Origin of the sequence: Vibrio splendidus, assembly GCF_024347615.1 — a bacterium.
In the GTDB taxonomy this organism is placed as follows: domain Bacteria; phylum Pseudomonadota; class Gammaproteobacteria; order Enterobacterales; family Vibrionaceae; genus Vibrio; species Vibrio splendidus.
The window spans coordinates 731,526-747,801 of record NZ_AP025509.1; the positions used below are offsets into that span (position 1 = coordinate 731,526).

At 37.8% G+C, this 16,276-nt stretch carries 8 protein-coding genes and 1 pseudogene; 3 read left to right on the forward strand and 6 right to left on the reverse strand.

Annotated features, from left to right (window positions below; genetic code table 11):
- The first annotated feature begins 528 nt into the window (after positions 1-528).
- On the forward strand, positions 529-1,374 hold the full coding sequence (locus OCU90_RS20615) for a hypothetical protein (protein ID WP_061026032.1): 846 nt from the start codon (positions 529-531) through the stop codon (positions 1,372-1,374).
- A 378-nt stretch (positions 1,375-1,752) separates the two neighbouring features.
- Here OCU90_RS20615 and OCU90_RS20620 read toward each other — a convergent pair whose 3' ends face one another.
- Both OCU90_RS20620 and OCU90_RS20625 read right to left on the reverse strand, forming a co-directional pair.
- The gene (locus OCU90_RS20620; RefSeq protein WP_081090036.1) at positions 1,753-3,270 is read right to left on the reverse strand and encodes an ISNCY family transposase; all 1,518 of its coding nucleotides are present in this window, start codon (positions 3,268-3,270) and stop codon (positions 1,753-1,755) included.
- Positions 3,271-3,855: 585 nt separating this feature from the next.
- Complete coding sequence (locus OCU90_RS20625) at positions 3,856-7,044, reverse strand: SIR2 family protein (protein WP_061025521.1); 3,189 nt, start codon at positions 7,042-7,044, stop codon at positions 3,856-3,858.
- 542 nt (positions 7,045-7,586) lie between these two features.
- On the opposite strand from OCU90_RS20625, the gene OCU90_RS20630 reads away from it, so the two are divergent.
- Positions 7,587-8,333 carry a hypothetical protein gene (locus tag OCU90_RS20630; protein WP_061025523.1) on the forward strand — a complete coding sequence of 249 codons (747 nt, stop codon included), beginning with the start codon at positions 7,587-7,589 and terminating at the stop codon, positions 8,331-8,333.
- Between the two features lie 107 nt (positions 8,334-8,440).
- Positions 8,441-9,449: pseudogene (locus OCU90_RS20635) on the forward strand (IS481 family transposase).
- A 71-nt stretch (positions 9,450-9,520) separates the two neighbouring features.
- Here OCU90_RS20635 and OCU90_RS20640 read toward each other — a convergent pair.
- The 4 genes from OCU90_RS20640 to OCU90_RS20655 all read right to left on the reverse strand — a co-directional run bounded on the left by OCU90_RS20640 (position 9,521) and on the right by OCU90_RS20655 (position 15,544).
- On the reverse strand, positions 9,521-13,183 hold the full coding sequence (locus tag OCU90_RS20640) for a YobI family P-loop NTPase (protein WP_061025525.1): 3,663 nt from the start codon (positions 13,181-13,183) through the stop codon (positions 9,521-9,523).
- 386 nt (positions 13,184-13,569) lie between these two features.
- Positions 13,570-14,370 (reverse strand): metallophosphoesterase, encoded by an 801-nt coding sequence (locus OCU90_RS20645; protein WP_081090025.1) that lies wholly within the window; start codon positions 14,368-14,370, stop codon positions 13,570-13,572.
- Positions 14,371-14,823: 453 nt separating this feature from the next.
- Positions 14,824-15,102: a hypothetical protein gene (locus OCU90_RS20650; RefSeq protein ID WP_061025528.1), complete on the reverse strand. Its 279-nt coding sequence runs from the start codon at positions 15,100-15,102 to the stop codon at positions 14,824-14,826.
- A gap of 4 nt (positions 15,103-15,106) precedes the next feature.
- Positions 15,107-15,544, reverse strand: a complete 438-nt coding sequence (locus tag OCU90_RS20655) for an AAA family ATPase (RefSeq protein ID WP_061025532.1) — start codon at positions 15,542-15,544, stop codon at positions 15,107-15,109.
- Between the last annotated feature and the right edge of the window lie 732 nt (positions 15,545-16,276).

The following is a 16,276-nucleotide window of genomic DNA, read 5'->3' on the forward strand; positions in this document are numbered from 1 at the left end:
CGCCCCTGTGAGTAGGGGCGATGAATCTCCAGATTACCTTTTTATACGCTTTTCGCAGTCGCTCTGCATTATCTTCTCCCGAAGCATCTTGCGATGGCAGCGCGGGTGGAGGGGCTTTTTCAATCCGACTAATCCCTCTCTTACCTTAGATTTAGTGTAGCTGAAATAGCTTATGCGAACAAGCCTTGCCGTTTGGAAGAGTCCATCAATATACCTACAATAAACCTGCGAACTTTAAATTATTGATAATTCGTTATTTATATTTAAATTTCATAACTTTGTTTGTTGATTATTAATTATTACCTTATATTTTTTGTTTATAATAATTACTCGCACTAAATTTATTTAAATAGAGAAAACCTCAACTAGATGAATATTAACTTTAATACAACAATAGGAAAGTAAATTGTTAAGCCTTACTAATTGGTAATATTTATTTGTCAACTATCAATAAGAATCATTGCTATATTTATTCATTCCAATTAATATATCTAAATACCAATAAAAATAATAAAAATGGTTAGAAGCATGAATAATAAAGAGCGAATAATCGAACTTGAATACAAATTAAAAAATGACATTAAAATGCAGGGTAGTGATAATTTAACTGTACATTACCAAATTCAAAAGCCAGATTTCCAGCACATTGATGAGCTTCAAACGAATGATAAAAAACAAGTTTCATTACACATTCGAGCCACAGTGAAAAAGGACGGAAAGAAAGTTAAAGACGAGAGCGGCGTGATATTGAGCGCTAAGCTGCATTTAGCAACGAAAAAGCCAGTTTCAAAAAAAGAAGCTTTCGAGATGTTTGGTACTGAGCTATACCAACCTGAAATCATGCAACTGAAGGATACTCATTTCAGTGCACTCCAGGATTATTGCCAGGTTGCTGCATACAAAAATAATATTAGAAAGCAAAGAGAAGTCCAAAAAGGTCGAGACAAAGTAGAATTACAACATGGAATTACCACACATAGTCTCGCTGCCCCAATCCATCATGTTTGCGAGCAAATTGGTGAAATTGAATCTGTCGATCGAGTTACGGCATTTGAAGCAGAATCTTTACTGCAAGCAGTCTTCAGACTTGAAGAAATTCTTAGAGCTAAAGGCATGGACGAGAAGGCTCTTCACAAACCTCTATCGGACTTCTCGATGCTGAACGACACTATCGCATCGCAAGTGCACGTAAAATATCAAGTCGCAAACAAGTCAAGAAAGAATCAGATCGAAGCCGATATTTTTGGAAGTCTGACAGACGAAGATGTACTTAGCATTCAAGAGATGACTCACAAAGATCACTCCTATCCTAGACAAGGACTAGAGAAAAGGAAGAAAAACATATTGGCAACTTCGCCGCAGGCGGTATTTTAAAATGTAAACACATCGCAACATTGATAAAGCAGTTAATAATTGGAATTCTTAAAATTTCTTTCGTTTTTTAAGAATTCTTAATTCGCTTAAGAATTGCTAAGAATTAACAATAATCGCTCCGAGTACTCACAGCTAAACATCCAGATCAAACCTCCGTCTGAGATTGGCCGTTCAATGTAAGTTCTCCTCTCGCTAACTAACTTATGCCCCCAAATGAGTTTGGATAGGAGGCAAATGCAATTTTAATCAGCCTGTTTTATCAAGCTGTCAAATTGGGAAACAACCTGTTTTGTGATTACCGAGGGAGGTTGACGGTCTAAATACCGAAGGATTCTGTCGCTGCTCTATTCATAGTAGTCCACTATTGCAGATTAGTTTCTATTCGATAATTGATTCCTCGGCACGTGCCTCCCGTAACTCTCTTGTATTCAGCTTTTCTTCAAGCCAGATGTTCCTTACTGTTGAGTGACTAATCGAGATGTTAAAACGCTTTCTCATCTCACCACTTATCCTAATAGAGGTTAGGTGAGGCGATTTGAGTGTTAATGAGATGACGATATTTCGAGTCTTTTCATCGATGCGATTATTGTTGTGTGATTGACCATACAGACGTTTCAAAGCAAGTGGGCCATGGGCTTCAAGCAATTGACGGTTGTTGTGAATGCTTTTGACAGAACAACCGCTTTGTCGGGCCGCTTCTCTAACATTCCCTAACTCATTGGCAAGCTCTATAGCCTCGATCTTTTTCTGAACCTCTTCTCCGTATTCTTTCCTAGAGCTAGGCTCAGTAAGCTCTTTAATCGATAACTCTCGGTCAGCAAAGTAAGCCGTAAAACCACCATCAAGTTGCTTACGTAATTCGACTTGTTGACTCACGATAGAGTGCCGTAATGGGGAGGTGATTTGATACATTGCGTTGGCGTAACTGAAGGTATGATCTCGACGGATTTTTCGATATTCTTTTTGAATACATATCGCGTCAATGTTGAGGTACTTCGGAACGGGTGTATGCTCAGAGCGCATTAATTTGGCGTTGACTGTGAGGGTCGTTGCCCAATACTCAGGGATGAAGGTATTTTGTAGGTAGTTATTTGCACTGATCATATCAGTAACCCCAGCCAGCCTTAACTCAGGGACTAGACGATCTTGGAACGTATCAAAGGCACGTTCGATGCGACCCTTGCCTTGAGGCGAATTGGCAAAAATAATTTCTATACCCAGCTCTTCACAGGCTCGTTGCATCTGGGAGAAGTGGCAACGTTTTGGTCCACCGAAGATGCCAGCTCTATCGACATACAGAGTCTTAAAAAGACCTTTTTTCTTGATATAAGTTTTCATTACTTTGAGGCATCCTTCGGTGGTTTCTGAAGGAAAAAACTCCGCATGAACCTCACTGGTTGCATCATCAATCATGGCGATAAGACAGGATTTTTTATCACCGAACCAAAGGTGCGGACTGCCGTCCATTTGCAGCATTAAGCCTTCGGCTTCCATACGCTCACGTCGTCTTCTTACCTTAGAACGTCGATGTTTGGCTCGTTTTACATGATGGATTTCATGTGCCCAGGTACGAAGCGTCTCCCGTTTTACTTTGATACCTTCAAATACCTCTAACATATCGGCGAGATGAAGCATGTTAAAGTCGTAATACTTGGTCTTTATAAGAGCTTGAACTTGTTGCTTTAAGGTAATGGGGATTTTATTAGCGGGTGCCCTTCCTGTGTTGCCATGAACCACAAATCGGATACCATCAGAGCGATATCGCCTGAGATAACGTTCGATGGTTCTGCGAGACTTCTTGAGGAGCTTAGAGGCATTAGTAATTGAGATTTTACCGAGAGCAACTTTTGCGATGATATCCACGGTAAGCTGAGATTGAGTATCCATAACGATCATCCTATACACCCCTGACTAATTCGTAGCACTAGTCAAAGGATTACGTAAAAATAGAGACCGTCAATTTCCCTCGGTAATTAAGCGAATGACAAAGTCGCTTGGTAGTTACGATACGACAGAATCGCTTGGTGATCACAGGGAAACAACCTGTTTCCTAAATTATTCCTGCCCCTTTATGCGTTAGACCTTTTACTCATTCACATCCTGTTCATGCACTTTTGCTCTACTAAAAGTTATCCATTTTATTAATGCGGTTCGCAGTGAACTCCTGCAAGCAGGTTCCGCCAGTGTTTTAGCGATAGCAATTCTTATATCCCGTAAAGCAACGGGGGGAAAGTCTAAGTTATTAATTATCCTTATGTGCAACTAAAACATTGTCATGAAAGTGATTTGCAGTACTTTATATAAAAAATGAAAACTCAATAACTTAATGCAAAAGAATAGCAATGGAAGTATTGGGGGCTGTACGCTTTACCCGACAGATTAAAACACTTACTTTACAGTAACTTCATTAAACCACACAAAATCGACGGTTCTGTATGTCTAACTCATTTAAAGTCTTAGACATACAGGGAAGTCAATCATTTATTTAGGCTCAGTAAGTAAGTTCGCTCGGTGAACCGCATAAGCATTTTCGTACTCTGTTAGATCGATAGAGCTAGGTAAGAGTTTACCCAATAACTTGGTAACTAAAGTACTATACGTCTTCTCTTTATTAAGGTCATCATAGATACGCCAGTACAAAGAACTATGTCTGTATAAGTTAAATAAAGTGTTGTAATGTCTAATCGTCGTATAATATTTCCATAGAATTCTATGAGCATCATTAAATAGAGAAGACATTCCCTGCGAAAAGCTAAACAAATAGCATGAATGTAACAAATTTAATTCGATATTAGACGGTTTATACTCACTATCTTTCAATGAAAGTTTTGCTTTTCTAGTGACGGCTCTCAACTTGTTGTACTGATTTTTACTTGGACAAGAGATAACTCTATCTAACCAGCGAACTTTAGCTGCAGTACTTGTTTCTAAATCGCTAAGTGATATCGCTGCATTGTCTGCTGCACCATAGCGTTGTTTATTTCTAAATTTCTCCTCCATTGCTTTTAACTTACTAATGTCACTGGTATTTGACTGAAACTCCAAGGTTAACTTAGCATCTGCATCGGATGAATCTAACTTGATTATTTTTTGAGCATATTCGATTGCTTTATCGCTGCTATCCTCTGTTCGCTCATAGAGGAACATTAGATTAGTCATTGCTCGAATTTTCTCCTTTTTCGTAAGATACTCACCGTCATCTAATGAGCTTTTCAATAACTTTTCAGCATGATCATAATCAGAAAGCATCCTAGACGATCTACCTTCTACCAAGTAGAAAAATGCTAATGATTTGATCTTATCTGATTCCTTAGCCAAGGCTCTGACTTGTTTGGAAAAAGACACTACTTCTTTGTGCTTTCCTACATCTGATACTTTTAGTGCGTACTCTCTACATGCTCTAAACGCTGCGTCTATATCTCTTCCAATATCTAACTCAATTGCACACTTCAGAAGTTGAGCTAGCAACATATGCGTGCTACCTGCTATTTTGTCATTTTCGGAGAACTGAGCTTCTGTCAAATTGCAGAAATTAATTTTTCCGTTTCTCCAGTCATTACCGAGATGAACATTCGCCACATTTTTAGAAATTTCATAAACAGCCCCAACTGTGAGCTTACTGTAGACATAACTTCTAACTGCTGCTGGTAGCTTCAAAATCTTGATCTCACCAGTGCTAGAAGGCTCAACCAACAATGTTTTGGTGACCTTTTCTATCTCAACTAATTCTAAGCCTATAAGAATTTCTAGATGTTGTTTATTGTAAGAAAAGCCACTATTACTCTTTCTTAGATTAGTGAAAGTATCGCCAAACTCTAAAACTGCAAGTGTTTCTAGAAGGCTGTATGCTCGTTTCTGCATCTGTTCTTGGCTATCAGCTAATAACTCTACACGTTTAACTAATTCCGCAGGCAAACTATCATTACTGCTAGAATTGTATGACTCAGGCATGAAATACTCTTCGTATAATTCTTCTGACGTAAAATACTCCGAGTCTCTTAAACAACTCTCTATTGTGGTAGGCACACCTTTTGCGATATCAATGATAGTATCTATATCTCGTGAGCCAAGGTTGTTAGGGGCACTTGTATGATTAGCTATAAATGCCTTTGTATCAAATGACTCTAAGCGAGATAGTTCTAAATTAGTAAAACTCCCTTTTATAGCTTTTCTACTGGCAACAATAACTCGTGAGTTATCATTGAAGTCAGTTATGATTGAGACTATTTTTTCGAGTTCAGATATAAATGCTGAAGATTCTGCAAAGTTGCTTATAACTCCTTCAACATTGTCAAAAAAGACAACGTGTCTTGGACGCGGTAACTTAGAAATGAAAACTTGTAGAGGTAAACCCAATTCAGTTTCAACTCTCTCTAGTAATGCGCTTTTGTTTCGGACATCACTCAAGTCTACTCGATAAATTTGCGATTCTGCGTAGTCATCCATAGAGTTTAGTGTACATACGAACTCTTTGTGCCCAATACCCCATTCAGCGATCAAATTGATACATTTGTTCTCATCTAAACAACTAACAAGATAACTTCTTTCAGTAGTTCTTATTACATTGTGAGCAGTATCGTAATAATGAACCCAGGGAGCAATATCGACAGTTTTATCTTCAAATGATTGAGGTTGATGACTAGGCACATCATTTGGCTCCACTAATGGAGTGATAACTTCCTTCTTGGGTTCGGCTTCATCAGGTTTACTCTCATTAGCCAACTCAGGCAAAAACTCGTGGCAATTAATACCGCCAAACACCTTAAATCGCCCTCGTTGAAGAGCTGGTTTTACAGATTCTAAAAGTTTTCCGTATTTGCTATTTATAACGTCTTCATTTGATTCGTAAAATGACCACAAAATATCAAAGTTAGCTCCGTTATCTTTAATTATAGAGAAAAGAGCTTGAGTGAATACGTCATCCCATCCTCCGTACCCCAAAACAACTAGCGTTTTGTTATTTAGCAATCGGGTTAGAGATTGCTTAAGTAAGGGTCTATCTATGGTTAGTTGATCTGATGTATGTAAGGTATCCGCCTCCAACCAATGTCCATGAAAATGCACGATGTTAATATTGGAACTAGACTGAAATTGTTCAAGATTGCTGTCACCATGAAGGACTGTCCGTGTTGGTGAATGTCCTAGTTTGGTTAACGCAATAGATATCAGAGGGTCAAAATTGGGTGTTAATACTATATTAGATATTTTATCCGAAAAATGAAGAACGTCAGCTAACCCTTGAGTCGCAGGAGGGATAGACCATAGTTCAACCTTTTTCTGTAGATTTTCTAGTGCTTCAATGTTGTTAATGTTTATCTCTTGCGTACTTTCGGATACTGCTTGTAATGTGGCACTACGAATTATCCCATTAACAGTATTCGGGCTAGTATTTAGCCTCAAAAAGTCAAAAGAAGCTTGATACTTTTCTGTATCAGCTTGAATATGCCCCACTGTTTTGTGATAAGAGTCATGGGTTCTCTTCCTTTCAGATACTTTAGCTTCAATAAGTTCAAGCATATCTTTAACACCAGGAATACCCTTAACATCTCCATAAGTGCAAGAAAGAGGTGAACCGACCAAGAAAACAATATCATTGTCACAATAGTCTATTGCACTTAGCAATGACTCACTATTACCCACAGTAAATCCCATTTTATCCCCACTATCCATTGAACGACTCAAGTATGCCCTAAAAGGAATATTGTAAGTTACTGTACAATAAGAATGTTTTCAACTTTTGTACCAATGCTTCGTATAGCTTATCTCTCTCCAAAAGGCGTCACTGAGTGCAAACGTTTGCTGCCATATTTTTGTTACGAGCATTGATAGCAAGCTGCGATTTCTTAAACACATTGACTATTTAAGCACGAGAGCCTTTACCATACCTGTAGTTATTGATGGTTTTCTAATTTAGCAAAATCACTGACAAGCTTTTGTCCACTTTCGCGTCAGAATGATTTTTAGCCTCTTACACTTTCTACCTCAGAAGCCTAACCCGTACTTTTAGACCAAAGGAAGTTGACTATTTAACACGACTTAATCGTTGGGTCGTATACTCACATTCCCATTGAACAGTTCATTTGATTTAAATAGGTCACCACCATTTCACACTCAGAGATATTATAACTTAAATAATTGAATTATAAGAAGTTATTGACAAACACCGACAGTCTGGCACTCTTGAGTCCTGAAGTTATTAAGGAGCTCTAGATATGAATGATGTAAAAACAACAGTTGAGAAAATTGTTAAAAACTTCTCAATGTCGGCATATCCACGCGAGGCGTTTAATTATATCGATGACTCAATCGAACTTATAATCAGAAGCCCACTTAAAATGCCAAGAGAGCTATTAGAGGTTGGAGAATCTGAACTTTTTGATTCATCAATACCTGGAGCCATATTAGCTCTTCAGAAATCTTGCCCTGCAATCGAACGTATTGAAATTCTTGACTTAGAAATGCGAAACAAAGGGTTGTTCAATCTACTTGTAAAAAAGCTATTGATGCTCGATACAGTCAACTATGTTTGTGTCTGTGGAGTTACTAATCAATTGTTTCGTCAGTCTTTGAGGAACAATGACAAGTGGGCACACTTAATTACAAGTGAAAGCATAGATCAGAGAGCTATAATGAAAAGTGTTCCATTTTTTAGACGAAATAAGGTGGAATATAAGAAATTTATTTATGCTCTGGATCAATACTCAAACTCGACAAATCACATGTCGAAATGGTGTAAAGACGCAAAAAAGCAATTAATTGAATTGGTTGAAAGTGAAACATCAGATGACGAGTTTTTAGCTTCTAATATGAGAGGCGCTGGTGTATTCGAAGGTCTTCGTGATAGTTTTATAGAAGCTTTTCGAGAGAGAGAGGTGGATCACTACACGTTTATAGCGACAGGTTATCACAACAATTTTTATACGACGTGCGACTTGTTTTTTGACAACAAGGATCATTAGTTGTATCAGTTCCGACTAGATCTGACACTTCATTTTGAAAAGAAGAGAGTTACCCACTTTGATTAAAGGTACTTAATCACTAATCAAAGACAATAGAGGTAACTCTCATGCTTCATACTAGCAATCCAATCATCAAACACAAAGCTGGGCTTCTCAATCTTGCAGAGGAACTTGGCAATGTATCTAGAGCTTGCAAGGTTATGGGTGTCTCTCGAGACACGTTTTATCACTTGAAACTGGCGGTATTGATGCTCTGATTAATCAGAGCAGAAGAACACCAAACTTAAAGAACCGAGTCGATAGTGAAACTGAACAAGCCGTCCTAAAATACGCCATCGACTACCCTGCCAGATAGCGAAAGCAACGAACTGCGTAAACTGGGGGTCTTTATCTCTCCAAGTGGCGTGCGCTCAATCTGGCTTCACAACGACCTAGAAAACTTCAAAAAACGCCTCATTGCCTTAGAAAAGCAAGTTGCTGAGAACGGTATCATTCTAACGGAAGAGCAAGTCGCTGCTCTAGAACGCGAAGCATGATGATGAAGCTTGTGGTGAGATAGAAACAGCACACCCAGGCTCTCAAGACACATTCTATGTTGGCAACCTTAAAGGTGTTGGGCGTATCTATCAGCAGACGTTCGTTGATACCTACAGCAAAATAGCGTTCGCAAAGCTCTACACGACAAAAACACCAATCACGGCAGCAGATATGTTGAGTGACAAGGTTCTGCCGTTCTTCGAGAATCATAAGCTGCCAATGTTGAGAATCTTGACTGACCGAGGCACTGAATACTGTGGTCGTGTTGATCAGCATGTCTACCAGCTCTATCTAGCCATCAATGATATCGACCACACGAAAACGAAAGCGATGTCACCGTAGACAAATGGTATCTGCGAACGCTTCCACAAGACCATATTGAATGAGTTCTACCAAGTCACATTCAGAAAGAAACTGTATGGTTCGATGGAAGAGTTACAGAAAGATCTGGACGAATGGATGGACTACTACAACAATCATCGTACCCATCAAGGAAAAATGTGCTGTGGCAGAACGCCAATAGAGACATTAGAGGATGGTAAATCAATCTGGGCTGAAAAGAATTTAGCCCAGATATAATCTGACAGGCACCGAGTCTAAAAGTGGGTAACTGTCAGATCAGGTCTGAATTACTACAGCTAATCCCAAACCTATTTTCTGAATGAATTGATTTTCACCCCCTCATCCGACAATCTTATTGAAGATAATAATTCGTACTCTATGCAAACCATCAACAATGCGTAAACAGTAGGGTTATAAGGGTAAAAGTTAACACTAAGGGGCCATTCAGAACCAAGTGCTTGTTCGGCTAAACTATCAATTTTGCCTTTGTGGTGAGGTACTTGACCAATAATCAGGTTAAGCTTTTCATTTAGAGTAACTTTCTCACTTTCAAGAAACTTTACGATTTGACTCTCATTTAGCTTAATTACATTTTTAATCCCAATTTCAGCTAAATGTCGTGTTAAGTCTTTTCCATTTTTTTTCTTTATAAGGCCTGTAAATGGAGCTTTTACCACAACTTCTTGTGCAAACATTGGAAACCAATACTCAGATGGAATCGAGGCGTTCAAGTAATCAGTCCAGCCTGATAGCAAAACCTTCCTATGTTCCAACTCTACTCTAGGAAGCAAAGCACAAAAATCATCTTCATCTATTTCAAAACTTTTTTGCTCAATTAGTTCTGGGTACTTCTCAATCAAAAAATAGGCGCTATCAACATCACTTTGCTGCAAGAGTTCGAAAAGCTCTAATGATGGTTCTATCATTTCATTATGTACAAAAGACTTAAGCTTAGATGGTGTTAGTTCAACTAGCTCTTCATTAGAAAAACTCAAATTAAGAAGACTGGCATAATAAGTAAAGGTTTCTGAGTCTTTGGTATACTCGATAAGAAAGGCTTTTATTATTTGATTTTGCTCATATGAGCAGTTAGAGGTGTCATTTGCTAGCTTTTCCTTAACTTCTTTTTCGGCTAAGAGTTCTGATAACCAGTTTGAATCAATTTGATTCTCCTCTTCTGTCACTTTAATCAGAGTTTCTACTACGTACCAATTAATCTGTAACTTATGGCTTTCTATTAATGGTACCCAATACTGTTGAGGAACTTTGTCTAAGGTCACCAACTCAAATTCAATACGCTTCAATGAACTAAGCGTTACCTCCTCACTTAGCTCTGATTGTAGAACTTTTAAAATAAAAGTATCGGGGCATTTAATAATCTTTCCTGTGCTAGCCAGCTCCACTTCCTTTGTGAAATCGCTATCAACAAATGACCTAACTTGTTCGAACTTACTTATTAACTTGTAGGATGCTGGTAAGCTAATATGTTTTTCTGAATAAGCAGAAAGCGCCGACTGTAGCGTTGTTGAGTTTAGCTCGACAATACCAAATTCAATAGAACTTCTAACTAATGATCTAAGATGAGGAGCTTCATCCAAGCTACTGATCACTATTTGTTTATTCTTAAATGATTCAATAGTTTTTTGGGGATTAGAGTGCCTACTTATCGCCTCTAGTAATAATGGCTCTTCTTTAAGTTGAAGTTGCACAAGGGATTTCTCCTCGGTAGAGAGATCTTCCACATGATTAACTAAGTCAGAGAGCAACTCAATACCATCGACTTTTGGTAGATTTTTTATGCTAAATAAAAGATCTGAGATGACAGTTGGCCATAAAAGTTTGTTCCATTCAGGTAGAACACCTCGAAGTTTGTATAAGCGCTCAGCACATGATTCGTGCTCAATGAACTGAATATGCATAATTTTATTCCGTAATACTGAATGCTCTTCAGAACTAGAAAGGAATCGCAACAATCCATAATTTTGAGCCGCTGGTGAGTAAGCATCATTGTCAGATAGGTATGACAATACTTCGTTGTAATTGCTAGACTCAAACATCAAATCAAACTCTTGACGATCTCGCAACGCTTGTAAAAATGCAAAGTCTCTATCTGTAAGCCTCCCTTCAAGGACATGATTAAGGTACAAACCGTAATGCTCATCAATTAAACCATCCCGAAGTAACATCTTTAATACAGGCATATCATGAGGAACCCATTCTTCATCTGGCATCAGTTCCATTGCTTCAGATAAAGGCCAAGTCATAGATCTAGTCTCTAATAACATTTGTTTAATTTTAGATAATTCGCGCTGCCTTTTCTCAGCTAGTTCCGTGTTTTTGCCACGAATATTACTCAGTCTTTTTTGCACTAATTCTGGGTCTAAAGCAGGGACTCTTAACTGCTTTGACTGATAATTATTAGTTTGATGGTTCCCGTTAACAATGACAGTCAGCTGCTTAAAATGCGGTGAGTCAGAGTGGATAAGGTTAACAAGTTCCTCTGTTTCCATCTGCTTAGTTTCAATCCCTGAAATTAGCCTTATTGCGTCCACATTCAAAGCTCTTGATAGCTGCCCCAATAATACCCAAAAATACTCTTGTTCATCCTGCAAAAGTTCCAGAGAAGAGTTTTTATCTTGTTGAAGTAACTGGTTATATTGCTCAGCTAAGTTTTTTTCTTGCTGTTGGCGGATCTTCTCTTTAACGTTAACGGCTTGATCAATCGCACTGGTATCATTTGTATATAACTTGGCAAAGTCATGGCTATAAAGGTTTTTGTATACAATAAATGACAGCAATCGGGCATAATTGTTTTGACAGTTCTGTGTCTTCAAAATTTTTCTATATGAGTTGAACTCATTCACTGTATTCCTTAACACACGCATATCAGGTACTGCTACAGATACTCTTCTTAAGACAGGTTCTAACTGAGTTGCTATTGCGGGATCTGCAAACAATTGTTTGAATCTTTCATATGAGTTGAATGGCGACATAATAGGGATAAGCGGAACTATTGCATCGAAAAACTTTGCTCTACCGCTCCCTTGAAAGATATCATCACGAACAGCATATACAAACCGCACAGGGCTTAATACTTGGTCGCTTTTGTTTACGATATTGTTTAATTCTTTCAGACTTTCAAAAACCTCAGGAATTTCATATCTATCTAGATCCTCAATCACTACTACATCAGTCTTTGTAGCAATAAAAAACCTCAAAAGCTCTTCAAGGTGTAAACTAAATGACGTCCCCTCTTTTGCTGTAGGTTGAAAATCGAAACTACCTTCTTTTGGGTTAATACTAGACAGTCTATTTTTAGACAAGTACTTATACACATCGGCCAGAAGGCAAATCGGAACAGCGAAAAAGAAACTAATCCCCCACACCTTCATGTTAACCCAGTCTGCATTCAGCAAAACATTGTATAGCAAGTTTAATGACGTCTTTAACCCCAATGAAATACCATACCCAGCCAATACACCCCAACAAATCAGAACGGCTGCTTGCATATATGCAGATAGCTTTTTTCCTTTTTTATAAATAGGAAAACTAAACCTTGAGCCGATTTCATCTAGTCCGCTATATTGATAAAGTAACTGTCGAGCAATTGCCTTTTCTAAGTCTTCTACTTTTTTTTCATCTTTAGAAGGCAAGTAAGTCCCTAAAGATACAAACTTAGTTTTCAAGCTAGGTCGCTTACTAAAGTAGGTTCTTAATAGTGTTGATTTTCCGCTACCATAGGGCCCAGTCAGAGCTATTTCCTGTACATTACTTGAGCACTCATTAATGAAGTAATCTAGCTGATGGAAGTAATAGTCGTAATCATTTGGAGTCTCAACTATCGTAGGTGCCAGGTAAAGCATCTCACTGTTATTACCATCTGAGGTATCGGTAATTGATTTAATTCTACGTATAGCCCAGCGTAAAACAGATATAGCTTTTAACAAAAGATAACTCTTTAACTGCCACATGATTAAATTCTCTAAAATAGTTCTATTTACTGATATATTATGCACTTACATATATCAAGTGACAATCATATAGAGAGATTCATACTACATCTCAACACTTCTATTGCTACTACTAACATGGACAGCCTACTAGTTATTCTCAAAGTAAACTCAATCAAAAAACTCAAATTCAAATGTTCAATGTATAGAGAGTACGCAAGCAAAGGCTAAATCTGAGTTGTACTAGTTTGAAAACTCTGTGAATCAGTTTTTCCACGAACAAGTCAAAGAAGTAATCAACGATTTTTGTTTACCAAAGCAATCTTATAGATCCTTAATTCCCGCTCTATTTAGCAAGTAAGAAAACTATGAGTTGAAGGGCTCGCATGCGCAGTAGTATTTCCTCATTAGGATTTTAGCAGCGTATGTAACTTTCTAGACTTAATAAGATTGTTTTCAAACCCGTCTTCATGTGGGTATCCGACTTGGTTTGAAACCTGTCTTACGCCCTCAACAATTCGATCAAAATTATCGTGAGTGTGTCCACTAACCATAACAGTTACTCCAAGACTAGCTAACTCTCTGATTAACTCATTGTCGTCAGAGCAGAAATAACACGTTAAAAGGTCAACTGGATAGCCTGAATGTTTCAGTTCAAAGCTCTGTGGAAAGTGTGAAACAACCAGCTTGTTATTTTTTAGAGAGTTAGACATAGATTCAATACAAGAACTCCTAAACTTAGCATTCAACTCCCTCATTTTTGTTGGTGTCAAAGTTTGATTATTCACGGTTATGTACTTGAAATCATTGATTCTCATCTGTAGAGAAAGTGTGTTGACGTCATTTAGCCCACTGAGGTTTGTCCAACCAACCCCTCCAAATATCTCAAGATCATACTTATCAATAACTACCGACGTGTTTTCGAGAAAGTGCAAGTTGCAACTTAATTGATTCCAAAGAGGCAAACAGCTCAAATAATCAAGATAATCGAAACCTTGAGGATAAAACTCATGGTTACCAGCAATCACGATAAATTCAATGTCAGGGTTTGATTTAGCAGCTTGAAAAGCGAGTTCTGCTAGCCCTACCCCATGCGTAATGTCCCCACCTAGTATCACAATATCAGCGTCAGGGTTAACCAATTGTTTAATAGTGGTTCCACTAAACTCTTCATGCAAATCTGAAATCACTTGAAACAACGTATCCACTGGCAATCCCTTAAAAAATGACTGTTATAACAGGGTAATAGTAGCTCAAACCGATGTCCAACAAGTCATGTACGACTCCATTGATACGTCAGATTAATTGGCGATATAACCCTTATAGAGCACCACCAAAGCGGTGCTTTGAATAAATCGACAGGTTCTTGAGCGAAGCTCATGGGAAAATTCTTACCGATTCTTAATCCATTTAAGAATTCTTAAATTTGGGTTGGGATGTTAAGAATTTTTAAAGTTGAAATGACTCAATAATAATGTACCTCATCACGTATTAACTGATACCCCACTAAAATTAGGTCTGTTGTGTAATGTCCTTATAATGATAAGAAGATAACACCATAAAACCAGAGCTGGTTTCCCGTATGAGGCCCCCCGATGCTCTCTGACATCCACTATGATCAGTATTGATTTCTGTACAATCTCAGAGTAGCCATAATGAAGTTATTCAATCAGAAGTATTGGTTTACTATCTAGGTCAAGCCAGTCATTTGTAGCAGATAATGAGCTCATGACTTTCATCAAATCAATTGGAAATTGATGATCAGAGTGACGATTCATCATTTCCTGGTCGTATGTATATCGCGCATGAGGGTGCTGCGTTTCATATTCAAAATAAATATAAATGGCTTCCGCCCTATCAAACCCTGAGAGACCTTTAGCTGCCTTTCTAGCCGCACGAATATGTTTTCTGTAGAAAAAATCTATGTCTTTTACAGGCATATACTTATACCTCCGTAGACACGTTAGTATTAAGTGAGCTCTGGCTTGATTTTGGTACAAATGTTTCAAATTGCTGATTCATTCGCTCAACAGTCCAGTCTGGAACACCGTGTATATTTTGATACTTCCCTTCAGCTTCAATAACCTCAACCTCCAAATCAATATCAAGGCTCTGCGTAGCATTGATGTAACTTTGAAGCTCCCAGCCTTTAATAAAGGTATTGGCTACGACAACATCATATCCAGCTCTTAGAAGACGTTTCATCTCAAGTCGACACCATGCATGAGCATCTTTAATGTAATGCGGGCAATGGCTGTACTTACCATCTTTATCTACAAAAAACATATCTGCTTCGACCAAACGGGCATCAAGTTTTGAAGCCATTGTTGTTTTTCCTGACCCAGGAATGCCTCTAATTAGTGTGAGCTTTTGTTTCTTCATATTATTTACCTCAAATTGATTAATGGTAGAGGAGCCCCCCTACTTTCGTAGTAAATAATACTAAAATTGACTGCTTTATCAATTAGCAGTAATGGATATTAATCTTTTAAATCAGTAACTTAATCTAGTTTATTAAATCTAATAATACTAAAATTTAGATTGAGTATGAACTTATACATCTAACTCAATCAGTTAGCTTGCTTCATAACTTTCTTAATGAAAATAGTATCTAGTTTCTATGAGGTTTTAATATTTAGACTCAGATCACATAAATTAATCTATACGTTATTCAAAGGATGTAACTACAAAATCATGCCTAGGGCATCATTTACAGAAAAAATTTCCATGAGCAATGCTCATGAACATATCGATTTAGTTTACAGCTAAGCTTTGGCGAACTTTAAAACAGGGGGCACTTTGAACTTATTTTATACATACAGAAGAAAGTGGCCCTTTAAGAAGCAAGACATGTGAACCATCTTGAAAAAATACAATCCGTAACATATTGATTAACAATAACAACGTTTAAAAAACCACCTAAGCCATTGATTTTATAAGTAGTAGTATATGGTGTCAGAACCGTATCTACGTTAAGGTTTGACCAAATCAACGGTAAACCACCATGAACAAACTTATCTATAGAAGAGCCTTAAAACAAAACTCAAACTCAAACTCAAACTCAAACTCAAACCGCAACATAAAAGCTTTGAAAACTCTTAGTGCATTAAAAGG